This window comes from Aporhodopirellula rubra (genome assembly GCF_014192335.1).
GTDB lineage: Bacteria > Planctomycetota > Planctomycetia > Pirellulales > Pirellulaceae > Rhodopirellula > Rhodopirellula rubra.
This window is the reverse complement of the sequence record NZ_JACHXU010000006.1, coordinates 206,307-228,659: the sequence shown is the minus strand read 5'-3', so window position 1 is coordinate 228,659 and position 22,353 is coordinate 206,307. Positions and strand designations below refer to the sequence as shown.

Below are 22,353 nucleotides of genomic sequence, written 5' to 3'. Positions count from 1 at the left end.
TCACCGTTTTGGGACCCATCGGTAACCGTTCGTTTATTTGCGCTGGACACTCGCATCCTCGCAAGATTGCCTGCCTTGCGTCGCCGCCCTGCCCTGCCCTGTCGCCCGTCACCTGTCTCACCCATTCAATGATTTCGGGATTTCAGAGGACTCCGAAAAAGGAGCAGATGCATGTTGGCGAACGCGTTAGCGACACGCTCGGATCGCCGCGGCGACTTCATCGGCGGGAACGTCTCCGACGAGTTCGACGTTTCCGATCCGGTCGGGAAGCACGAATCGCAATTTCCCGTGAGCGACTTTTTTATCGCGTGCCATGACCGCAATCATGTCATTGACGTCAGCGTCTTCCCACGTCAGCGGTAGCCCGGCGGCGGCGAGCAACGCGGTTTGGCGTTCGAGCAATTCGCGGTCGCAGCGGCCCAGGCTCACGCTGAGTTCCGCTGCCATTTGCATTCCGATCGAGACCGCTTCACCGTGCAGCATCACGCCATAGCCCGCCGTCGACTCCACCGCGTGCGCAAACGTGTGACCGTAGTTGAGGATCGCGCGACGTCCCGTTGTTTCTCGTTCGTCGTCGGCAACCACGCGGGCTTTGGACTCGCAGCTCTTTGCGATCGCCGTGCGGGTCGGTTCCGGTTCACGTTGCAAGATGGCGGCGATGTTTGCTTCCAAATATTCAAAGAAATCGGCGTCCTCGATCACGCCGTATTTGATCACCTCGGCGAGGCCGCTGATGTATTCGCGTTCGGGCAACGTGCTGAGGAAATCGGTGTCAATCCAAACCATGTGAGGCTGCCAGAACGAGCCGACGAGGTTTTTGCCGCCCGGGAGGTTGATGCCTGTTTTTCCTCCCACGCTGCTGTCGACCATCGCGAGCAAGGTCGTCGGAACTTGCACAAGTCGAAGGCCGCGGGTGAAAGTCGCCGCTGCGAACCCGGCTAGATCGCCGATCACCCCTCCACCGACCGCAATCACAACGCTGCGACGGTCTGCCGCAGTGTCCAGCATTTCATTCCATAGCTGGGCGATTCGGTCCGTCGATTTGCTTGTTTCACCCGACGCGATTTGGATCACGCTCAATCGCAGTGGGCTCGATTTGAGAGATTGAGTGATCATCGAGCCCGCGGAATCGGCGATCGCCACGTCCTGGACGACAATCGCGTGAGTGCAATCGCCGACCGCGTCGAGGAAGTGGCTCGCAAATCCGGATGGATCAGCGAGGCCGGTTTCGCCGCTTTTGATCGCGATCGGATAGGCACGGTCGCCCAGCTCAACGGTGATGACGGAGGTGTCGGCGGGCGGATTGGATGTCGAATCAGGGCGGGGAGGGATTGGCACGGCTGGTATGCTAAAACGGAAAGGGTGGAAGTAGGCGATCCGTGAATCGGTCGCGACCTATCCTAACCGGTGTCGCGGGTTTCTAGCGATACGACCGAATCTCTCAACCGTCCAATCGGATTTGACATTGTCTGACGCATCCTCCACCTCCACGATCCCATCCGCACCTGAAAACTACTCGGAAGGTTTGGCCGAACGTTCCACGGCCGGGGATCTTCATGCGGACAAGTACAACGACCCTCGCGCCCATTTCGGTTGGAAGGCGTGGGCGTCGATGTTCGCGATCATCATCGGCGGGGCCGTGTTTGCGCTGTCGAGCATCTATGTCCGGCGAACCCGGCTAGAGGAGACGACTCGTTTTTGGGGGCCTGAGACGATCACCGCGATACAGCTCGGGGACCACGTCATGTTGTTGCCTCGTGAAGGATCCGATTTTGATCCTGTCGAATTAACCGCCTTTCCAGGACTCGGGCACCTGCGCCGCGCCTTGCTCGACGAGCGGCATTACGAATGGTCGACTCAATCGGACACCGGCGTTGATGACTTTTGTGCGGACACCAATGACGCACAGTGCGTGCGGTTGGAGTTTTCGGATCCTTCGCTGCAGCGGTTTGAAACCGCGCAAGTGGACATTGAACTGAACCACGGTGTCGTCGGTCCCGCGGATCAATCGCGACGCGTGGAGGTTAACGAACGCGTGCGTCCGGCGCTGAAGCATCAGATCGGATTGCTGATGCGTGTCAAACAGAAACGCTACGACCGACGCGATTGAACTGTTATCGCGACAGCTCGTTGAATTTCTCGATCCGCCACTTCACGCCCGGGATCAGCCGTTGGGCGTTCTCGAAATAGATCTTCTTGAGAACGTCGTCGGGTAAATGGATGCCGTAGATCTGCCATAGACCCTGTGGAGGCGGGGACTTCTCGCTGTAGTGGAAGTACTCGTCGCGGGTTTCGAAAAAACGCCAGTACAAATGCATGCGTTTTTCCGGCCACGGACCATCGGTTCCGAACAGCATGCGGTCGGCATAACGAATGATAAAATCGCGTGCCGTGTAGGGTTGCCGGCCGAGTTCACTGATCCGCGACGCGGGTTCGATCCACAAATTCGGATACTGGTCGAGCCACATCGCGACGGTGCGAAGGTCTTCGGAGTTATTCGCGATGTGGGCCCCGATAAATTGTGTCTTTCGGTGCCGCGCGATCACTCGATTGCGCGCCTGCAGCAGTTCTTCACGGGAAGGGTATTCGTCACCGTAAAAGCTCCAGTCGGGGTGACGGGACAACTCTTCCCACCGTTCGTTCGACGCATCGATCGGTTCGAAGAAAGCAGCCGGGTCGGCGGTGTGGATGATCACAGGAATGCCCAATTCTCCACACGCTTCCCAAATCGGGTCCCACCGTGGGTCGTCGATCTTGATGAGCGACCCGTCCGGGTTCCGGTATCCCAGGCCAAAACGTTTGAAGATCTTTAGGCCTGAAACACCTTGCGCCACGGCTGCTTTGAGTTCTTTGGCGGTGCGATCGGCAAAGCCTTTGCGGTGACATGCCCAGGTTGCCGGATCGTCCGTCACGCCGTCACCTTGCCAATCCACGTTCGCGTAAACGATGAACCGATCGCGGTATCGGGCCCAGAGGTGTTCGAGATGCTCGTCGAGTTGGCTGCCGAGTTTTCCGTCGAGTGACGCGCAAATTGCAATGCGGTTGCGATCCATCATCGCGACGAGGTCGTCGAGAGCCTCGTCGTTGTGCCGCAACCGATAGAACAGGTGAGTATGCACGTCCACGACGGGAAAGCGTGCGTGGGTCAGTGGCGTGGTCGAAACCTTCAGTTGAGACGTCGGGTCAAATGTTCGCACCGAGAGTTCACGGCCGTCGCATCCGTCGAGCACAACATGGGTGTCACCCTTTTTATTCGAGGCCGTCGCGATCGTCGCAGTCGATTCAGTCTCAGCCGTGGTTGTTTCAGGCTCTGTCGTTTCAACCGCGGTGCGTTCAACCGTGGGGGCGGTAGTTTTCCTGTCAGGTGTTGCGGACTCGGTCGCGGCGTTATGGCCGGGCGTGTCCTGCGCGGCAACACTCATGCAAAACAGTGCGCCAGAGAACAGCAAGACACCGGTGCCAATCAATGCGACCATTCCGAGTAGCAAACCGCAGCGGATGGGCGTGCCGAGTCGCCACGTCGGTTGGGGGTGCAGAGGAGAAAGCATGGCCGTGGGGAAGCATCTCTTCGTGAAACGGCGATGAATATCGGGCATGGATTAATCCAGTGGCTGGATCGATTTAAGTTTCGGGAACTGGGCCGCAAGCTCTTTTACACGTTCAGGTGAGAGTCCGTCCACGGGGCCCTTCGAGCCGTCGTGGGCGTTCCATCCCAGGCCGCCTTTGATCGCGGCATCAATGGTTTCTGCGTCGGCCACACCATCCCGTTCGATCGCGATCGCTTCCAAACGAATGGCCGCAGCAAACAATTCCGTGAGAAGATTAATCCGATCCTCATTGCAGTGGGGAAAATTCACGAAGGAGTCATGTCTATATTTTTCAGCGAGTTCCATCGCGATCGGTGCCAGGTCGTTTCCGACGCGATTGCCGTCACTGTCGTAGGCGTAGAACCCTTCGTTGGATGCGACTCCCGCCCGTTTGCGTTTGACCAGTGCCGGCAGCAACGGGGATGGGTCCATTCGTCCGGGAAACGCACTCCAGACGATTCGGCCACCGTCAAACGCCGTGCGTGTACCGATTAAGTCGACCAGTTCGAGCGGCGAAATCGGCATCCCGTAATCGATCGCGGCTCGGCGAATCGATTCCGCGTCGATGCCCCCGCACAGCAGGTCGGTTGCCAGATTGAGATAAGGGGCCAGCAATCGGTTGACGACAAATCCCGGTGCGTCGCGGACTCTCAGTGGTTTTTTGTCCAGGGCGATCGCATGGCGACAACACGTTTCGACCACGTCAGGGTCTGTGGGGCTGGATACGCCCTCGTCGCTATTCGTGAAAGCATGAGGAATGATCTCTGCGGCAGGTCGGTCGCTGACCGGCATGAAGAAATGCAGCCCGCAGAGTCGCTCGGGGGACCGCAGTTTGGCGGCGATCGATGCGATCGGCAGCGTCGAGGTGTTGGTCGTTAAGATTGCCTGGCGATCGAACCAACCTTCGGCTTCGGCGAAGAAGGACTGTTTGATGTCGAGTCGTTCGGCGATCGATTCGATCAACAGCCATTGGGGTACGGGATCTCGGCCAATCGCAAGTTTGTCAATCGAATCGGCTTCGTTTTCGTCGCTCGCATCGGATCGGCCCGAAATTGCGGGAGCCGGCGACGCGGGGGAAAAGTGAACAATGGGCAAAGGGATGCGTGCGCCCCAGGGAGACGCCGAATCGGCAACGCCATCACTCTGCCGTAACACAAGATCGCAACTGCGCCGCAGGATCTCCTCGTCCTGGTCGGCCATCCAAACTTCGATGCCCGACTTCAGGTGGTCGACCGCGATGGCGCGTCCAACAACACCGGCCCCGACCAGCAAGATTTGAGGTGGCGAGTGAGATGGTTTCGGTTCACCGCCGTTGATCATGGTTCGTCCCGTTGAGGAATCGGCAGTTGCGACGCTTCGGGGGGCGCGGCCGGATCGACGGCCGGTTCGGGTTGCGGTGTGTCGCTCGGAATCGGCTGCGGGACCAACACCAATCGAACCGGCGTTCCCCGTTGTGGGAGTCGCTCGGTAAAGGGTTCAAACATCAAGTTGCCGGCATCGGCACTGCTGTTGAACGGCACATCGAGCATTGCGGTTGAGAAGTTGGAGACGCAGATCATGTCGCCTGCATTGGCCGAGTAATGTTCGGTACCGTCTTCGGGATCGGACCAGAAACCGCTGCCCGCGAAGACCCACGGTTCGGCCAGTTCTTTCTTCGACTCCATGTTTCGCACCCATGTTCGGGCATCGGCAACGGAGAACTGATCGCTGGGGATAAAACGTTCGGCGACGGAGGGAGCCTCCGTATCGCTGTCCTCTGCGTTTGGATCTGAGTTTTCCGGTGCATCGGTTTGCACTGGTTTTCGCCACATGACCCACACCGAAATGGTTTGTCCGGTGGGCGGAAGGAATTCGGGATCCCATCGCACCGGTGTACCGCTCTGCGCCCCAATCGCCAATAAGGCTGCGTGAACTTCGCTGCTCTTGGCAAACACGGCGATCACGGACTCATGCTCTTTTGTGCCGACCGGACAGGCCAGCATTTCGAGCGGGCCACGCGTCATTGTGACGTAGCCGTCGATGTAGACGCGTTTGGCTTTCAGATCGACCCACAGATCCGGTTGTTGGCCGAGTTGTTTCGCGCCGGGAGGCGGGGCGTAGGTGTCGGCGATCCGTCTTAGCGCTGCTCGCTGGGCTTCGATGTGTGCCAAAATTTCCGGATCAATTTCATAGTCATCGTCGTCGTCGAGTCCCTCCCCGACGTCAGGAGACTCATCATCGGCCATGGCCGCGTCGTCTTCTTTGGGCGAGTCGCCGTTGGCTGTCGATTGCGTTGTCGAATCGGTTGCCGCGTTTGGGAGCATGCGTTTGGGTGTGTCGTCGAGAGTCGTTGAGGACGAAGAGGTCTCGCCGCTCGCGTCTTGGGCAGCGGTGCTTTCTGCAGCCGGTTGTTCCTCCGTGGTGGTTTCATTCGCTGGCGTTTGAGCGGTGTCAGATCCGGTGGTGGCCGAGTCGAGGTCTGCCTGAGGTTCTGCGTCGCTCGCATCGAGGGCGGCCGGAGCTGCGTCGGAGGCTTCCATCGTCCGAGGTGCCGGGTGTTCCTGCTCGACAGGTTTGCGACTGCAGCCCGAAGAGATCAGTCCGAGCACCAGCACGAGAGAAAGTGGAAACGTTAATAGGGATTTCATAGCGAGAAATCGGTATGGGGAATGAATGCAGGGCGACCGGCGAAAACGAAGCTTAATTGATACGTCTTCCTTGGCCCGGCGGTCTGGTTAAACTGCCTGACCGGTTCAGTATCCCTGTTGTTCGCTTATCGGTCCATGACATTGACTTCCACCGTCCCCTCCCCACGCAAACGGTCCAAAAAGGCAGCGAAAGCGGCAGCAACGCCTGATTTCGGCGGTCCACTCTCATCCGTCCAGTGGGAGACGCTGCGGGGCCAGTTGGCCAAAGCGGCACCGCGAGGTCGATCGGCGGCCAAACTTTATGGCGATGACGGGGCCAACGGGGCGTTCTATCTCTGGGGCACCTCGACTGCAATGCGCGGGCCGTCGACGACTCTCCAGCGAACCCTGGCCAAGTTAGCCACGCAGATCGAAGGCGATGGGGGGGCAAGTGGTCTCGCCCGCCAAGTTGATAGCGACGCAAACGGGGGCAATTTAGCCGACGCTGACCACGCCGACGCCGAGCAAGAGATGCTGGTTGAGGAAGCTCAACGGTTGATCGATCGGGTCTTTTATGACGAAATGTCCGCCGTCGATGCCGCCGAAACCATCATGTGGGCGGCCGCGATGCCCGGATTGAGTGGGATTTTGCCGCATGAGGTTTGGTGGCAGTGCGGCGAGCAATTGTTGCAAATCCGAGCCGATGCCTCTTTGCGATCCGACGCGACCTCGCCTCTGCACTTGTTACTCGCCGGCGAACTCGGGTTGACGCTCGCTTGGAGTCTCGCGGCGTTACCGTCGTGCCAAAAACTCGCTGAGCCTGCGGCCGAGGCTGTGTTGGCGTTCATCGAAGGAGAAGCCGAGTCGATCGATCGGTCCCTGATCCATCCCGCCGATTTGCGACTGATCGTGGCGTCGTTAGTACGATGCGACAGGTTACTGCCCTTGGTCAGCAAAACGAAATTCAAGAAACGCAACCGTGACATCGCAGCCGAGTTCGCCACTTGGATGGCCGCGTTGTCGAGGTGCGACGGCACACAGGCTCTAACGACTGTCGATGCGGACGAATGCCAGATCGATTTTCGATCGAGCCAACCGCTCGCCGGGGCGTCGATGAACGCAGTGCGAGAAGCGGTGCCGGGTGTGGCCAAAACAAAACGGGCTGCTCTTGCAAAGAAAAAATTGGGTGAACCCGATCTGCACGGATTGATGTTGGCGGCGTCGGAGTTTGATCGAGAGACGTTGCCTCCCGCAATGGCGGCCGCGCTCGGCCAAAGTCACTCGGGCGGGCAATTGGCGTGGGAGGTTTCGCTCCCCGAAGCGATGTGGCACAGCGAAACGGGCAAGACGCTCGCGATGTTGCCTGAGTGGGACGTTCGGCGTGGGCGAACCTTTGTCGACTATTCCGGAGAAGACGTCCGCGTCGAAATGATGGGCGGGCGACAATCCATTTTCCAAGGAACTCATCAAACCATGGTGCGGGTCGGCGGTGTCGATCTGCAGCCCACGGGTGATTGGGAATGCACGTGTGAGTACACCGATGATGACGTGCATTTGATCGAACTCGAGCAGCCGTTCGGAGATTATGTCTTGCAGCGGCAATGGATGCTGGTTCGTGATGACCGATGTTTGATGATCTCGGACGCGGTCTTGCCGCTCGCCGGTGGATCGGCGGCCTCAGCGTCGAAAAAGAAGAATGGAGTGGCAGAAGATGCGCCGGAGATCCTCTGCGTCAGCCGTTTGCCGCTCGCTCCAGGCGTTGACGTTGTCGAGGACGAGGAAACTCGAGAGCTGTTGTTCACGTGCAAGAAAAAACGCCGTGCTCTTGTGATGCCGCTTGCCGCGAATGAATGGCGAGTCGGCCGCTCCGATTGTCAGGCGACGGTGTCTGATGATCAGCATTTGGTCGTGACGACGGTGGGTCGCGGAGCCGTTTATTCACCCGTTTGGATCGATTTTCAAACGGGACGGTTCCGTCGAAAACGCACTTGGCGTCAACTCACAGTCGCGGAAGAACTGTCGATCATTCCTCGCGAAGTCGCTGCGGGGTTTCGGGTTCAGGTGGGCAGCGAACATTGGGTCGTGTATCGCTCCATGTCGGGGCGTGGCCCACGTTCGGTGATGGGCAAACACCTCATCGCGGATTTCTTTGCCGCTCGGTTCCATCCTGGCGATGGTGGCATGGAGGAATTGGTGACCGTCGATGCGACCAGCGATCCCGAGTGAACGGCACTCGGTATGCTGTGAGCAAACGATTGGATCGCGGTGCTGTCGAATCCAGTGCTGTCGGATCTGATGCCGCCGAATCGCGAATCACTCAGTGCCAAACCGCTGGATAATCGCGTAGCCGTTTCTTGTTTCATTGAAAGACCAACATGGCCGCTGACCCTATCGATGCAACCCAGATCGCCTGTTCGCCAGACGATGCTCGCCGCCGTATCAAAGAGAATTGGATCCGAGTTTGCGACGAGGTCGCACAAGCCGCTACGCAAACAGGACGCGGTGCCACGGATGTCCGGGTCGTGGGTGTTTCCAAATACGTGGACGCGGAAGTGACGGGTTGGTTGGTGAAGGCGGGGTGTCGAGATCTCGGCGAAAACCGTCCGCAAGTGTTGATGCAAAAAGCGGATTGGTTCTCGGCGAATGAACCCGACGTGGCCGGTGAAATCCGCTGGCACCAGATCGGACATCTGCAGCGAAACAAAGTGCGTCGTCTGCTCGCGTTCAAGCCGTTGATTCATTCCGTCGATAGCGAACGGGTGCTCGACGAAATTCACAATGAGGCGATCTCGCAGTCCATCTCAGTCGACGTGTTGATGGAAGTCAACGTTAGCGATGAGGCGGCGAAAACGGGGTTGCCTGTGGTTGAATTGCCAGGGTTGTTTGAGCGGCATTGCTCGCGAGTTGCGTCGGCCGATTCGGGCGAGTTCGGGGCGCGGGTGATCGGTTTGATGGCGATGGCGGGTTGGGGAACGGACCCGCAGCAGGCGCGTCCGCAGTTCGCTCGCTTGCGAGATCTTCGTGATCAAATGCGACAGCAGACGAATCTGGCGTTGCCCGAATTGTCGATGGGGATGAGTGGAGACTATGCCGCGGCGATTGCCGAAGGTGCCACGATGGTCCGAATCGGATCGAGTCTTTTCAGCGGCGTGCTGAAGTAGCGTCTGGATCGGGGAGCGAGCGGTTGATTACCGCCGCTCGTTTCGCGGTGTGACAATCTGCCGTCCCGATTTGCGGAAAACTTCCCGTTTTAGTTGTGTTGACATATCGTGACCTCCCGATATGATTGTTAGAGAGTTGGCGGCAGGAAGGTGCTGCACGGCCAACGAATCCGGTTTCTCGGCGTGATTGTTTTGCCGAGGCGTGACCGGTTTTTTTAACTGATTAAATATCGTCAAGTCGCGATGTGACAGTTTGTTGCGGGTGGTTTTGGCGGGTCACTGAAAAGGGATCAGATATGCAAACGATTGATGTCAAACGGTTAAACGACCAGTTTCCGAACGGGCACTTTGATCTGATTGATGTGCGAATGCCGACCGAATACCGTGCGATTCATGCGGAATGTGCACGCTCGGTGCCTCTGGAGTCGCTCGACCCCAACGACGTAATGACGGCGCGAAACGGTTCGGCAGGCGATCCGCTGTATGTGATTTGTCGAAGTGGGAACCGATCCGCTCAGGCGTGTGAAAAATTCATTTCAGCCGGGTTTGAAAACGTCATCAATGTCGAAGGCGGCACGGTGGCGTGGGAGCAAGCGGGATTGCCCGTCGTCCGCGGCAAGAAGGCGATGCCGCTGATGCAGCAGGTCCAAATCACGGCTGGATTTCTCGTATTGCTCGGCGTTGTACTCGGTTACTTCGTTCACCCTTACTTCGTCGGGCTTTCCGGATTTGTTGGCGCTGGTCTGATGTTTGCTGGGTTCACGGGCTTATGCCCCATGGCATCGATGATTGCGAAAATGCCGTGGAACCAGTGCGTCGGTGGAGGCTCATGTTCGGTTTAGCAATCCTGTTCGGATGCATCGTCGGCTTTGCTCTCGGATTGACCGGTGGCGGTGGTGGCGTTTTAGCGGTGCCGCTGCTGGTCTACGGGATGTCGATCGCGCCGCGTGAAGCCGTCGGGATCTCCTTGGCCGCTGTCGGGGGCACGGCGTTCTTCGGAACCGTGCCACGGCTAATTCGGGGCGAGGTCGAGATACGGACAGGTTTGTTGTTTGCGATCGCAGGAATGTTGGGCGCCCCCTTGGGGACGTACCTGTCAACGTTGATTCCCGAGCAGGTTCTTTTGACGATGTTCGCGGTGTTGATGTTGTTCGTGGCGTTTCGAATGTGGAGCAAGGCCAGCAATCCCAAAATTGCCAGCGGTGTGTGCAACAGTGAGACGCAGGTCGATCGTGATCGTTCAGCCTGCCAACGCGACGCCGACGGGACGCTACGGTTGACATCACGCTGTGCCCGGTTGCTCGTGATTGTGGGACTGATGACGGGTGTTTTGTCGGGCATGTTCGGTGTTGGTGGCGGTTTCGTAATCGTCCCGGCTTTGGTTCTGTTCAGCGGGATGGCGATTCACCGTGCCGTTGGCACATCGCTACTTGTGATCGTGTTGGTCAGTATCAGCGGAGTCACCTCTCACGTGATCAGTGGCAACGCGTTGTCACTCGAAACAACGGTGCAGTTCCTACTAGGTGGTTTTGCGGGGATGTGGTTGGGCGGAATCGTTGCGAAGCGTCTCAAGGGCCCAACACTTCAAAAAACATTTTCCATCGCGGTCGTGTTGATCGCGTTGTTTGTACTTATTAAATCGGCGGTCTCTTAGGCCTCACGAACATTCAAACGGAGTCAGACATGTTACTCAAGTATTTCTATGATCAAAAACTCGCCCACGCCTCTTACATGGTTGGTTGCCAACGTGCCAATGTCGCGATCGTGGTCGATCCGGGGCGTGATATTGAGCAGTATCTTGAAATGGCAGAACGGGAAGGCGTCAAAGTGGTTGCGGTCGCGGAGACGCATATTCACGCCGATTATGTTTCGGGGGCACGTGAGTTGGCCGATCGTGTTGGGGCCAAACTGTACGTTTCCGACGAAGGGCCTGATGATTGGAAATATCAGTATCTCGATTCCTACGATCACGAGTTGGTGCACGATGGTGATCAGTTCATGATCGGAAACATCAAATTCGAAGTGATGCACACTCCCGGCCACACGCCCGAAAGCATCTCGTTTGTACTGACGGATCAAGGCGGTGGCGCCGACGAACCGATGGGGATCTTCACCGGTGACTTTGTGTTTGTCGGATCGATCGGGCGTCCAGATTTGTTAGAGGAAGCGGCCAAGATCGAAGGCACTGCCGAACCGGGGGCACGCGATTTATTTCGGTCGGCGGAGCGATTCAAGGCGATGCCGGACTATTTGCAGGTTTGGCCTGCTCACGGTGCCGGGAGTGCGTGCGGCAAGGGCCTCGGTGCGATTCCCTCGTCAACGGTCGGCTACGAGAAACGGTTCAACCCCGCGTTGCAATTCACCGACGAAGACGAGTTCGTGAAATACATCTTGGCCGATCAACCGGAAGCCCCGAAATATTTTGCCGTGATGAAACGTGTGAACAAAGAAGGGCCTGTGGTTCTCGGTGCCAACCATCATCATGACATGCTCGATGTCTCCCAACTGGACGTCGCACTTGAGTCAGGGACAGTGGTTGATTTGCGTCCGTCGTCGCAGTTCGCCGATGAGCATGTTCCGGGCACGATCAATATTCCGCTGAACATGCTCGCGGGTTGGGCGGGATGGCTGGTCGATTATGACCGCCCGACCTATCTGATCTGTGAACCGGGGCTACTCGAAGAGGCTGCTCGTGTTCTTCACAAAATCGGTGTGGAAGAAATCGCTGGCGGTTTTCGCATCGAAGACGTCCAGGAAGCGGGTTTGACGAAGGAGGCCTATGCGTCCGGAATGCCGACTGAGTTAGCTGCAGCGATTCAGTCCGGCGAAGTGAAGTTGATCGATGTTCGGTCCAACGACGAATGGAACGAAGGGCACATCGAGCAAGCCGAACATCGCTTTCTCGGACGATTGCCTGATCACCTAGGCGACTTACCTCGCGATCAACCGATTGTGGTTCATTGTCGCAGCGGCGCACGTTCGGCGATCGGCGTGAGCGTTCTGCAAGCCGCCGGATACAAGCAAACGATTAATATGACCGGCGGGTACCTCAAATGGAATTCCGAAGGCCTGCCGCACGTCAGTGCGATGCAAACGATTGGTACCGCGTGAGCCTCACGGTTTCGACCGTCGTTCGATACAATCCGTTTACAGATTGTTTTCACCTTTCAACGAAAGAAAAAGATTGATGAGTTCAACACAAACGATCCAAAATCTTCAAACCGCGCTCGCTATGGAGTTGTCCGCGACGCACCAGTATCAATTGCACGCGGGCGTGTTGGACGATTGGGGAATGGGGATCTTGGCGACGCAATTGCGTGAAGAAATGCAGGAGGAACTCGGGCACTCCGAAGAGTTCATGGTCCGCATCCTGTTCCTGAAGGGGGATCCCGAACTCAAACTCGCCAAGACGCCGGTTCGTGCGAATTCACTCAAGCAGATGTTTGAATTGGATTTGGCGGATGAGAAGGAAGCCCTGGCCTTCTATACCAAGGCCTCCGTCGAAGCGAATGCGGACGGGGACATCGGTTCGCGTCAACTCTTTGAACGCATCGCGATGGACGAAGAGCACCACATGGGCTGGCTCGAATTACAACTCGATCTGCTCGAGCGGATGGGTGAGCCCGCCTACATCGCGAAGCACATGCCCACGACCACATCCACATAAGTCCCTTAAGAGGTTCGGTTCGGTGAAAATTTTCAGCATCTTGATTTTCGGTCTTCTCGTTTCATTTTCATTGATCCCAGCGGCGACTGCGCAGCAAGGCCCGGGATTCGGTGGCGGCCATGGCAATGGGTTTGGGCCTGGTGCCGGGCGAGGTGCTGGAAGAGGCGCGGGCCGCGGAATGGGGGCGGGACGCGGGATGCAGAGCGGTGGTCCAAACTCCCATGACGAACGCCATGATTCCGATCACGATGTGTTTCAATTTTTGCTGACCCATCACGAGAAGATCACGCGGACTGTCAAAGAGGTTTCCGGCGGCGTCGAAACGCTCACCGAGTCCGATGACGAGGAAGTCGCCTCGAAGATCAAAGAACACGTTGAATGGATGCAGTACCGAATTAAGGAAACGAACCCGATTCGAATGCGTGACCCTTTGTTTGAAGAGATTTTTCGGCACACCGATAAAATCAAGATGGAACATGTAGATACGGAAAAAGGCGTGCGTGTGACGGAAACCTCAGACGATCCGTATGTTGCCGACCTCATTCGTGCTCATGCCAAAGTCGTTTCGGGTTTTGTCGAGCGAGGGTTTGCCGAAGCGATGAAAAATCATGCAATCCCCGGTTCAGATACGGTACAACCGGAAGCCGATCGAAAGCCAGTGATCTCTGAGCACGGAAGCGTGGTTCGGCTGCCCAACGCCGTGCATCAACCACGCGACGGCACCAAATTGATGGTCGACGTGACCCGCGGTGACGATCCTGCAAAATTGAATTCGGCACTTGAAGGAGTGGCGAGATACGTGAATATCTACGCCGGTGCGGGAGAATCACCTGCGAACGTAGAAATCGCGGTCGTTTTTCATGGCGGTGCCACTCTCGCGGTATTGAACGACGACGCCTATCGCGAGAAATTTCAAACGTCGGGCAACCCAAATTTGGAACTGTTGCACGAACTGCACGAAGCGGGCGTTGAGCTAACCGTTTGCGGTCAATCGTTACATTCGGCGGGGTATCAATCTTCCGATGTCGCGGTGTTTGTTGATACCGCAGTGTCGGCGTTGACAGCGGTCGTGAATCTGCAAGCGGATGGGTATTCGTACGTGCCTATTTTGAAATAAACGATCGATGATCGAAGTCAATTGCGTAGGATGTCTATGTGAACCGCTGGCTCATGTTTTGACGAAAACGCTTCGATGGGCGGCCGCCCGATCCCGTCTGCCCTGCCCTGCTGAATGTCCTGCCCCGTTGAACGTCCTGACGCGCCGATCGCTCTGCTCTTTCGAGCACCCTGCCCTGCCCCGATAGGTTCTGCCCCGAAAGGTTTCGTGTGATGAAATTTTACTTGGTTCTTTGTTCGCCGCTGCTGGTAATCTCGATGTTCAGCGGTTGTTCGCGTTCAGAACGTGTGGCACCGTCGCCTACTATGGAGCAAGACGAGGTGACGATTGTGCAAGACCAAGTGCCCTCGGAATCAGATCAGCAAACACTGGTTGCCGCCAAGGAGGCATTGCAACAACGATTGTCCGGTCGGCTGATGCAGGCGATGAGCCAGGGGCCGGCGAAGGCAATCCAGGTGTGTCACGAGGAAGCACCCCGAATCGCAGCAGAGGTGGGTGCCGAGCATCATGTCAAAATCGGGCGTGTCGGTGTTCGGCTCCGAAATCCAAACAATAAATCGCCCCAATGGGCAACGGAATTGACGGATGCCAAGACCGCCTCCGCTACCTTTGCCACCTTGTCGAATGATCATGCCGCGGCGCTGTTACCGATCAAGTTGCAAACACAATGTCTCATGTGTCACGGCCCAACGGATCAGATCGCACCGATCATCAAGGACCAGCTCGCGAGGCTTTATCCGGACGACCAAGCCACCGGGTTTGTCGAAGGAGAGCTGCGTGGTTGGTTCTGGGTGGAAACGCTGTAGTCCGGGATCCAATGCGTGTCGCGGTGCGTCGCTGACCGTTTACGTACCCATTTCAATCCGTCCCTTCAATCGAGAAAACTTAGATGCTGAATCCGAAATTTGTAGTCGCGAGTCTGTTTGCCGTCGTTGCCTTCTTTCAATTGGCCGTGATGCCCGCGTCGGCTCAGTTTGGCGGTTTTTTCGGCGGACCAAAGATCGAAACGATCAGTACGCAAGATCTCAGTGCAATGTTGACGCGGCAGCAAAAGGCGGCTGCCGAAGCCGTGCAAGCGGGAAAACCGGCCTCGGAGCCTGACTTCGTTGTCGTTGACGTTCGCACGGATGCGGAAGTGAATGTCTCCGTGATACCTGGCGCGATCACGAAAGCTCAGTACGAGAAAAATGCTGATAAGTATCGAGGCAAATTGGTGATCCCCTACTGCACCGTGGGTGGTCGCAGTGGCGCGTATGCCAAAAAGTTGGTGGCCGATGGCGTGAAGGTGAAGAACTACAAGGGCAGCATTTTGAAATGGGTGGACGCCGGATTGCCGGTGCAGACACTCGATGGCCGACCGACCAACCGAGTCCATACCTACAGCGACCGTTACAAAATTCCGGCAGCCTACGAGCAGGTGACGCAGTAGTGTCCACCAAGAACGTCGTTCTGCTCGGCATTGGTCACACCAACGCTCATGTCGTCAAAGAATGGGCGAGTGATCCGATTCCGGGATGCAGTCTGACGTGCATCAGTCGCTATCCTGACGCGACTTATTCGGGCATGTTACCGGGGACGTTAGGCGGGCAATTCAGCGACGAGGAGATGCGAATCGAACTCGCTCCGTTGGCGCAGCGTGCCGGTGCAAAGTTGATCATCGCGGACACGAACGGATTGGATTTGGATGCGAGCGTGATTCACTTTTCCGATCACGAACCAATCCCTTTTGATGCGTTGTCGGTCGGAGTCGGGTCGATGCCTGCGGGATGGCTCGATCATACGGAATCGCCGCTGATGGTGCCAATCAAACCGATGCAAACGTTCTTGACTCGGTTGCAGGGGCATCTCGATGCCGTTGACCGCGATGGTGACCGAGCGTTGAAGGTGTCAATCGTCGGTGGGGGCGTAGCGAGCGTCGAAATCGCGTTTTGTTTGCAACAGAAACTGAGGAAACAAAATTCGGCAAATGACACGCTGATCGAAATCTTCACCAGCAGCGAACACGTCGCCGATGGAATGAGTGATCGCAGTGTCCGGCGTATCGAAGGACTACTCAAATCGAAAGGGATTCGGGTGAATCCTCGGCATCGGGTTTCCGACGTTGGTGAATCCAGCATCACGACGGAGGACGATTCTCGACACGAAACCGACTGCGTGATTTGGGCCACGGGGGCCGGGGCACCTCCTGTGCTTGCCACGTTGGGATTGCAAACCGACGACCGCGGTTTCATCGCGACTACCCCGACCCTGCAATCGCTATCTGACGAGCGAGTGTTCGCCGTCGGGGATTCCGGCACCGTAATCGAATCACCGTCACCAAAGGCGGGCGTGTACGCGGTCCGTCAGGCACCGATCCTTTGGCACAACTTGCGTGCGATGTTTTCGGGCGAACCGTTAGAACGCTTTGAGCCGCAAAGCGACTTTTTGAAATTGCTAAACACGGGTGACGGGAAAGCGTTCCTCGAATACGGTCCGCTGAGTTGGCATTCTCGTTTGAGTTGGCAGTTGAAGACATGGATCGACAAACGCTTCATCGCGGAATACCAAGTTAAATGAAATACGTCAGACCGCTGCTCAAGTTCGCCTTCGTTGCTGCAATCATCGCGGTGGTGGTTTATTGGTTCCAGTTTTCGCCGATTCCCGTTATCGCTCACGCAGCCGAACGTGGTTCCGTTGTCGGTGAGGTGATGGGCACAGGAACTCTCGAAGCCCGAGTCGAGGCGACAATCAGTTCCAAAATATCCGGACGCATTGTGGAAGTGTTGGCCGACCAGGGGCAACAGGTCTCGGTCGGCGAATTGCTGGTTCGTTTGGACGAAGAGGAACTAAAGCAGCAGGTTGGGATCGCCTCGGCGGGGGTGGACGCGGCGGCAGCGGCGGTCGAGCGTTTAAAGACAGACAAAGAGCGGGCCGATGCCATACTTCAGCAGGCGCGACGAAGTTTTGACCGGGTGCAATCGTTGGTCGATAAGAACGCTGCGAGTCGTGACGACGCTGACAAAGCGACCGAGGCGCTTTCGGTCGCGCAGGCGGGAGTGGCGTCGGCTGATGCGGCCATCGTCGAAGGGCAGCGAAATTTGGTTGTTGCCGAAAACACCGCCCGTTATCACGCCATGCGATTGACCGACACCGAAATTCATGCGCCGTTTGACGGGTTGATTGTGCGGCGTCGGCGCGAACCAGGAGACGTCGTTGTGCCGGGCAGCGAGATCCTAACCTTGATCTCGTTGGACCAGTTGTGGATTAGTGCCTGGGTCGACGAAACCGCGATGTCGCAACTGGCCGAAGGTCAAACCGCACGCGTTGTTTTTCGAAGCGAACCTACGTCGTCTTACTCTGGCGTGGTCGCACGTCTCGGACGCGAAGCCGATCGGGAAACACGCGAATTCATCGTTGATGTGCGAGTGTTGGAATTGCCGGAAAATTGGGCCGTCGGCCAGCGAGCCGAAACGTTTGTCAATGTCGCCGAGCGTTCGGAGGTGATCGTGGTGCCCGCGGAATGGCTCGTCCGTCGCGAGGGAAGTCTCGGTGTTTTTCTGGACGTGGAAGGAAAGGCGGTATGGCGTGAATTGTCGATCGGGATTCGCGGTCGCGAGGTCGTCGAGGTGCAACAGGGGATCAGCGAGGGTGACGTGATTGTCTCTCCCGTGAATCCGTCCACGCAATTGGCGGATGGACGCAGAGTGACGATTCAGACGGGGATGGCACGTTGAATTTAGCCACCAAAGACATCCGGCACAGTTTCGGACGATTCGCATTGACCGCAGTGGGCATCGGGATGTTGTTGATGGTCGTGATGGGGATGGGCGGTATTTATCGCGGCGTGGTCGAAGACGCGACATTGTTGATCGACCGCGCCGATGCTGACCTGTGGATCGTGCAACGAAACACGCGTGGCCCTTTTGCCGAATTGTCACGCGTGTCGTCGACGTTGGTTTACCGCGCCGCGGCCGTGCCCGGTGTATTGGAGGCACGTGAATTCGTCTATCACACGATCCAACGCCAACGCGACGGAAAGCCGTTGCGGATCGCCGTATTGGGATTGAGTTGGCCGACGGACAAAGGCGAGTGGCTGCCGTTGATTGCCGGTCGAACGCTCGGGCAAGTTCACTATGAGATGATTGCGGATCAACAACTCGGGCTCGCTCTGGGTGAACGCGTCACGCTCGGCAAAGAGACCTACGAGGTCGTCGGCATCACTGAGAACATGATCAGTTCGAGTGGAGACGGGCTCGCGTTCTTTTCCGTTTCAGACGCGTTGGCGATTCAGTTTGATACACCGGGTGAGGCGGTTCGGTTGGAACGGGCCGCTCGCCGGGCCCGTGGTGAAGATTTTGAGTTAGCGATCAGGCAACCCGACGTACTCGAAAACGCGAACAAACCTGCGAGTCAATTGCCCGCCGTTGCCAAGCCTCAAATCAGCGCGGTGATGATCACGTTGACTCCCGGCACGGACCCTGATCGGGTTGCAGAAGTGATCTCGGGATGGGGCGATGTGTCGGTGTACACAGCGGATGGACAACGCGAGCTCTTACTCAAAGGCAGCGTCGAACGAGTCCGGCGACAGATCGGACTGTTCCGTGTGCTGCTTACCATTATCGCGGCCATCATCATGGCCTTGATCTTGTATACCTTGACGCTGGACAAAATTCATTCGATCGCCTTGTTGAAACTGATCGGGGCACCGAATTCGGTCGTGCTGGGCATGATCCTGCAACAGGCGTTGATCCTCGGTTTTGTCGGTTTCGGTATCGCCTACCTCGTCGGCCGGCAATTGTTTCCGTTGTTCCCTCGTCGCGTGATCTTGGCTCACGCAGATTTACTGCAATTGGCGGGAATCGTTTTGGCGATCTCGGTGATTGCGAGTCTTCTGGGGATTTGGAAGGCGATGAAGATTTCGCCTAACGAGGCGTTGGCATGAGTCAGTCTGAACCCGCGGCGATTGAGGCCGAGCAACTAACGAAGATCTACGGCAGTGGGAACACCGAAGTCGTTGCCATGAAAGACGCGTCGATGCGAGTCGAGAAAGGTGAGGTCGTCGCGCTGCTAGGCCCGAGCGGAAGTGGCAAGTCGACGTTCCTCACCGCCGTCGGGCTTATCAATTCGCCCACCCGCGGTCGCATCTCGATCGGCGGGCAACTCGTCCATGACGGTGACGTCGCCTACACCAATTTGCGTTCGTTCCGTCGCCGACATCTCGGATTCATCTTTCAAAAATCCAACTTGATTCCGTTCTTGTCGGCGATTGAGAACGTGCAGATCGCGATGCAGCTTAGCGGTGAGTCCGCGAGAGCGTCACGTCGTCGGAGCATGGAATTACTCGAATACCTCGGTGTCGCCGATCGTGCGAGTAATTTCCCTTCGATGCTTTCTGGCGGCCAGCAGCAACGCATCGCGGTCGCACGTGCTTTGGCGAATCGGCCGAGTGTGATTTTGGCTGATGAACCCACCGCCGCGCTCGACGGACATCGAGGCCGCCAAGTGATGGAGTTGTTCGCAAAGGTGGCTCACGAACAAGGCGCGGGCGTGATCGTCGTCACCCATGATCATCGAGCACTTGACGTTTTCGACACGATCTACGAAATGGAAGACGGCTTACTGAGTCGGTCGGCCCCGAGTGAATCTGCACACGCGAGCGTTCCGCATTAGGGCGTTGCTATATCTGCAGCGTGGCGTGAATGGTCGAGATGCACAGTTAGGGAGAATCGTATTGACCGTGGATCTTGCCGGCGACGGTCGCTGATAAAACCCATGGGATTAATAACAGCAGCCAGACTGCGGTGATCTGGTTCGAAGTACTGCTGGCCGCGTATAGAAACAGAGCCATCGCGGAAATGACTTCGGCCGTTGGTTTTGCGATGCCTTTGATCACGACGATGGATTGTCGGCGAAATCGCTTGCTAAGGATCGCAAACGCCGAGGCGAGTGCGGGGTCGTGCAGCGATCGACGGAAAACGTCGAGTCCTCGAGCGAATGTAAAGATGATCATCAAGGCAAACACGCTGTTGACGAAGAACGCCGCCGCTGCCGTGATGGCGAGCAATAATGGGTACACCCGCAACGCCATTCCCACACTGAATCGATCGAGCAGTCGGCCCGCGACGAATAGTTGCGATGTCAAAATCAACGTGTCGACGATTGCGTAGTAGGCCGCAAAGTAAGTGATGAGGGATGATTCGTCTTCGTGCCAATAATCGGAAACGGAGACCTTCCATTGGTATCCGATCAGTGTCAGCACGGCCGTCTGCACGACCATGAGAACGAGTAGGTGAGAACGAAACTGCAGGAGCGACCACGATGGTTTGGGAGGAACCGATGTTTCGCTCAGTGAGGACGCCTTGGTGGGGGCTTGGTCTTTTCCGTTGGATTCCTGAGTGGGTGTGTCGCAGGACGAATTCAGAGCCGCGGTCTTTTCAGAGCCGTTTTGGTTGTGCGGTTGCGTGGTATTGGGTTGTTCGGTGGGCGGTTGGCTCGCCCGTCGCGGCAACGACCACGCCAACACAGCGACGGCGAGATCGAGAGCCGCGATGACCTGGAGAATTCGCACGTTACCGAGCACCGATGCTTCCCAGGTCAAGAACAGGCCTGCGGCGATGCCGGCGACGGGGGCTCCCGCAGCGACAAGCGTGTACGGACGTTTCGATTCCGAGTTTCGAAACCAATCGGTCATTAAGGTTGTCAGGAACACGGTGTTCAGGCAGCCGCGAACTTCGGCCAATACATAGATCATTCCGAGGACAATTACCGAATGATGGGACTCGGTGAGTTCCCAGGACAAATACGTCGAAGCGGTGGCTAGGAGTGACCAGATTGCGACGATGCAGTGACGTGGTGCCGTAACGTTGATCAATACGAAGGTCAGCATCGACACGATCACAACGATCACGGCGGATGCGACGAGGACCAATGGCAGCGCATGGGATCCGACTCGGGCGAGATATAGACTCATGCCGATCGAGCTGGTCAGGACGTAGGCGGCCGACGTCAGGAAGGCGAAACCAAAGAGGACGCCGATCGCTCGACGCGGGAGGGGAATCAAATCAGAATCCGAAGAATGAAATAGAGCGTGGTTTGCGGTTTACCCGCGCGAGCATTTTTTCTAAATACCATGCAGAACCGTCAATCGGGGAGAAAAATGGTCGTCGCACCAGACGATCATGCTTCAGGATCATCGGACAGATTTGAAGGATACTCGAGAGCGTTGTAGAGGATGAGAACGTTCTTTTCGTGGCTAGTGGCCATTACTTTAATCGTCTTGCGATCGACATGTCGTGTGCGAGTGGCCAACGACATCCGGCCGGTGCTGCGCCGATCGGGGATCCCGTATGTCTTCGCGATCCTCCACTCGCATCAATTTGCCGCTCTGATGGTTGCCGAGAAGGGGCTCGGCGCGATGGTCTCGCGTTCAGCCGATGGCGAGATGATCGTTCCCTCGCTCACGTTGTGCGGTTGCGTGCCGGTACGTGGGTCGAGCGGCCAGGGAACGGCGAATCGTGGCGGTCGGACTGCACTACGTAATCTCATTCGTCACGTACGCAATGGATGTCCCGCTTGTTTGACGGTCGACGGACCACGTGGGCCACGCGGACGGGTGCATAAAGGAATCGGTGACCTTTCACGTCAATCCGATGCCGTCGTGCTCGCCGCAGTGGTGGTCCCCCGGCGACGGTGGATCGTCAGCAAAGCGTGGGATCGGATGCAGATTCCGAAACCGTTCACGACAATCGATTTGTATTTTTCTCAACCGCTCGTCTGCGGGGCCGAGGAGACGCTCGAAACGTATCGTCGGAGGATCCAGGAAACCCTCGCGGAAATCGAATCGCTCGTAGATCCGGACGAATTCACCTACAGCGCACCACGCCTTCCCGGGCCGTCGGTGTTTCGGCAAAGAGCCGAGAAATTGCGACTGCCGCGTTCAAATGCCGCCTGATACGGGCTGTTTCGCCACCCGCGAATTCGATGAAGTTTGCATGACGCCGGGGTGAGGAACTCGAGGTTTCCCGCCCAATCTGCATGTTATTGCTGGACAATCGACGTCGATGTGTCGCTAACTAAAGGGGGGCAGAAGACCGAGCGGAGCGATCGCCGTGATCTCTCTTGCCCCCTCTTGCTGACTAGGTAAGAATGGACGAATCACGCCGACCGACACAATAACTACACTATCGTTGGTCCGCTTCGGCTGTCGTCACCGAATTCCTGTTCCGCACAACGGATC

General features: G+C 57.1%; 20 protein-coding genes. 15 read left to right on the top strand and 5 right to left on the bottom strand.

Annotated elements, in window-relative coordinates; genetic code table 11:
* Nucleotides 1-186 precede the first annotated feature (186 nt).
* Nucleotides 187-1,338, bottom strand: a complete 1,152-nt coding sequence (gene aroB / locus FHS27_RS10505; RefSeq protein WP_184304898.1) for a 3-dehydroquinate synthase — start codon at nucleotides 1,336-1,338, stop codon at nucleotides 187-189.
* 127 nt (nucleotides 1,339-1,465) lie between these two features.
* On the opposite strand from aroB, the gene FHS27_RS10500 reads away from it, so the two are divergent.
* Entirely contained in the window at nucleotides 1,466-2,110 is a 645-nt protein-coding gene (locus FHS27_RS10500; protein WP_246419413.1) for a hypothetical protein, read from the top strand.
* A 4-nt stretch (nucleotides 2,111-2,114) separates the two neighbouring features.
* Here FHS27_RS10500 and FHS27_RS10495 read toward each other — a convergent pair whose 3' ends face one another.
* Genes FHS27_RS10495 through FHS27_RS10485 form a run of 3 tightly spaced genes read right to left on the bottom strand, consistent with a single transcriptional unit; the run spans nucleotide 2,115 to nucleotide 6,214 of the window.
* Nucleotides 2,115-3,596: an amidohydrolase family protein gene (locus FHS27_RS10495; protein WP_246419411.1), complete on the bottom strand. Its 1,482-nt coding sequence runs from the start codon at nucleotides 3,594-3,596 to the stop codon at nucleotides 2,115-2,117.
* 3 nt (nucleotides 3,597-3,599) lie between these two features.
* Complete coding sequence (locus FHS27_RS10490) at nucleotides 3,600-4,907, bottom strand: 3-hydroxyacyl-CoA dehydrogenase family protein (RefSeq protein ID WP_184304896.1); 1,308 nt, start codon at nucleotides 4,905-4,907, stop codon at nucleotides 3,600-3,602.
* Nucleotides 4,904-6,214, bottom strand: a complete 1,311-nt coding sequence (locus tag FHS27_RS10485) for a YdjY domain-containing protein (RefSeq protein ID WP_184304894.1) — start codon at nucleotides 6,212-6,214, stop codon at nucleotides 4,904-4,906. The genes FHS27_RS10490 and FHS27_RS10485 overlap by 4 nt, the downstream gene beginning before the upstream one ends.
* A 135-nt stretch (nucleotides 6,215-6,349) precedes the next feature.
* On the opposite strand from FHS27_RS10485, the gene FHS27_RS10480 reads away from it, so the two are divergent.
* The 13 genes from FHS27_RS10480 (at nucleotide 6,350) to FHS27_RS10420 (ending at nucleotide 19,787) form a co-directional block, all read left to right on the top strand.
* Nucleotides 6,350-8,419 carry a hypothetical protein gene (locus tag FHS27_RS10480; protein WP_184304892.1) on the top strand — a complete coding sequence of 690 codons (2,070 nt, stop codon included), beginning with the start codon at nucleotides 6,350-6,352 and terminating at the stop codon, nucleotides 8,417-8,419.
* Nucleotides 8,420-8,568: 149 nt separating this feature from the next.
* Nucleotides 8,569-9,354, top strand: coding sequence for a YggS family pyridoxal phosphate-dependent enzyme (locus FHS27_RS10475; protein WP_184304890.1), 786 nt, complete (start codon nucleotides 8,569-8,571; stop codon nucleotides 9,352-9,354).
* 296 nt (nucleotides 9,355-9,650) lie between these two features.
* Nucleotides 9,651-10,196 carry a rhodanese-like domain-containing protein gene (locus FHS27_RS10470; RefSeq protein ID WP_184304888.1) on the top strand — a complete coding sequence of 182 codons (546 nt, stop codon included), beginning with the start codon at nucleotides 9,651-9,653 and terminating at the stop codon, nucleotides 10,194-10,196.
* Nucleotides 10,184-11,008: a sulfite exporter TauE/SafE family protein gene (locus FHS27_RS10465; RefSeq protein ID WP_184304886.1), complete on the top strand. Its 825-nt coding sequence runs from the start codon at nucleotides 10,184-10,186 to the stop codon at nucleotides 11,006-11,008. The genes FHS27_RS10470 and FHS27_RS10465 overlap by 13 nt, the downstream gene beginning before the upstream one ends.
* A gap of 29 nt (nucleotides 11,009-11,037) precedes the next feature.
* On the top strand, nucleotides 11,038-12,465 hold the full coding sequence (locus FHS27_RS10460) for an MBL fold metallo-hydrolase (RefSeq protein ID WP_184304885.1): 1,428 nt from the start codon (nucleotides 11,038-11,040) through the stop codon (nucleotides 12,463-12,465).
* A 76-nt stretch (nucleotides 12,466-12,541) separates the two neighbouring features.
* A complete protein-coding gene (locus FHS27_RS10455; protein ID WP_184304883.1) occupies nucleotides 12,542-13,021 on the top strand; it encodes a bacterioferritin in 480 nt (159 codons plus the stop codon).
* A 22-nt stretch (nucleotides 13,022-13,043) separates the two neighbouring features.
* The gene (locus tag FHS27_RS10450) at nucleotides 13,044-14,138 is read left to right on the top strand and encodes a DsrE family protein (RefSeq protein WP_315854520.1); all 1,095 of its coding nucleotides are present in this window, start codon (nucleotides 13,044-13,046) and stop codon (nucleotides 14,136-14,138) included.
* Nucleotides 14,139-14,350: 212 nt separating this feature from the next.
* Nucleotides 14,351-14,944, top strand: coding sequence for a c-type heme family protein (locus tag FHS27_RS10445; RefSeq protein WP_246419409.1), 594 nt, complete (start codon nucleotides 14,351-14,353; stop codon nucleotides 14,942-14,944).
* A gap of 83 nt (nucleotides 14,945-15,027) precedes the next feature.
* Nucleotides 15,028-15,567: a rhodanese-like domain-containing protein gene (locus FHS27_RS10440; RefSeq protein ID WP_184304881.1), complete on the top strand. Its 540-nt coding sequence runs from the start codon at nucleotides 15,028-15,030 to the stop codon at nucleotides 15,565-15,567.
* A complete protein-coding gene (locus tag FHS27_RS10435; RefSeq protein ID WP_184304879.1) occupies nucleotides 15,567-16,694 on the top strand; it encodes an FAD-dependent oxidoreductase in 1,128 nt (375 codons plus the stop codon). Before FHS27_RS10440 ends, FHS27_RS10435 begins: the two co-directional genes overlap by 1 nt.
* On the top strand, nucleotides 16,691-17,851 hold the full coding sequence (locus tag FHS27_RS10430) for an efflux RND transporter periplasmic adaptor subunit (protein ID WP_184304876.1): 1,161 nt from the start codon (nucleotides 16,691-16,693) through the stop codon (nucleotides 17,849-17,851). The genes FHS27_RS10435 and FHS27_RS10430 overlap by 4 nt, the downstream gene beginning before the upstream one ends.
* Nucleotides 17,848-19,059: an ABC transporter permease gene (locus FHS27_RS10425; protein WP_009104158.1), complete on the top strand. Its 1,212-nt coding sequence runs from the start codon at nucleotides 17,848-17,850 to the stop codon at nucleotides 19,057-19,059. Before FHS27_RS10430 ends, FHS27_RS10425 begins: the two co-directional genes overlap by 4 nt.
* Nucleotides 19,056-19,787 (top strand): ABC transporter ATP-binding protein, encoded by a 732-nt coding sequence (locus tag FHS27_RS10420; RefSeq protein ID WP_184304874.1) that lies wholly within the window; start codon nucleotides 19,056-19,058, stop codon nucleotides 19,785-19,787. The genes FHS27_RS10425 and FHS27_RS10420 overlap by 4 nt, the downstream gene beginning before the upstream one ends.
* 46 nt (nucleotides 19,788-19,833) lie before the next feature.
* Here the strand turns inward: FHS27_RS10420 and FHS27_RS10415 are convergent, their stop codons facing one another.
* Nucleotides 19,834-21,177, bottom strand: coding sequence for an MFS transporter (locus FHS27_RS10415; RefSeq protein ID WP_184304873.1), 1,344 nt, complete (start codon nucleotides 21,175-21,177; stop codon nucleotides 19,834-19,836).
* A 216-nt stretch (nucleotides 21,178-21,393) separates the two neighbouring features.
* On the opposite strand from FHS27_RS10415, the gene FHS27_RS10410 reads away from it, so the two are divergent.
* On the top strand, nucleotides 21,394-22,068 hold the full coding sequence (locus tag FHS27_RS10410) for a DUF374 domain-containing protein (RefSeq protein WP_246419408.1): 675 nt from the start codon (nucleotides 21,394-21,396) through the stop codon (nucleotides 22,066-22,068).
* The last annotated feature ends 285 nt before the right edge of the window (nucleotides 22,069-22,353 follow it).

Coding starts and splice junctions, on each gene's coding strand:
- FHS27_RS10430 (WP_184304876.1), top strand. CDS start 16,691: ATGAAATACGTCAGACCGCTGCTCAAGTTCGCCTTCGTTGCTGCAATC.
- FHS27_RS10485 (WP_184304894.1), bottom strand. CDS start 6,214: ATGAAATCCCTATTAACGTTTCCACTTTCTCTCGTGCTGGTGCTCGGA.
- FHS27_RS10465 (WP_184304886.1), top strand. CDS start 10,184: ATGTTCGGTTTAGCAATCCTGTTCGGATGCATCGTCGGCTTTGCTCTC.
- FHS27_RS10455 (WP_184304883.1), top strand. CDS start 12,542: ATGAGTTCAACACAAACGATCCAAAATCTTCAAACCGCGCTCGCTATG.
- FHS27_RS10475 (WP_184304890.1), top strand. CDS start 8,569: ATGGCCGCTGACCCTATCGATGCAACCCAGATCGCCTGTTCGCCAGAC.
- FHS27_RS10440 (WP_184304881.1), top strand. CDS start 15,028: ATGCTGAATCCGAAATTTGTAGTCGCGAGTCTGTTTGCCGTCGTTGCC.
- FHS27_RS10445 (WP_246419409.1), top strand. CDS start 14,351: ATGAAATTTTACTTGGTTCTTTGTTCGCCGCTGCTGGTAATCTCGATG.
- FHS27_RS10490 (WP_184304896.1), bottom strand. CDS start 4,907: ATGATCAACGGCGGTGAACCGAAACCATCTCACTCGCCACCTCAAATC.
- FHS27_RS10460 (WP_184304885.1), top strand. CDS start 11,038: ATGTTACTCAAGTATTTCTATGATCAAAAACTCGCCCACGCCTCTTAC.
- FHS27_RS10495 (WP_246419411.1), bottom strand. CDS start 3,596: ATGCCCGATATTCATCGCCGTTTCACGAAGAGATGCTTCCCCACGGCC.
- FHS27_RS10480 (WP_184304892.1), top strand. CDS start 6,350: ATGACATTGACTTCCACCGTCCCCTCCCCACGCAAACGGTCCAAAAAG.
- FHS27_RS10470 (WP_184304888.1), top strand. CDS start 9,651: ATGCAAACGATTGATGTCAAACGGTTAAACGACCAGTTTCCGAACGGG.
- FHS27_RS10420 (WP_184304874.1), top strand. CDS start 19,056: ATGAGTCAGTCTGAACCCGCGGCGATTGAGGCCGAGCAACTAACGAAG.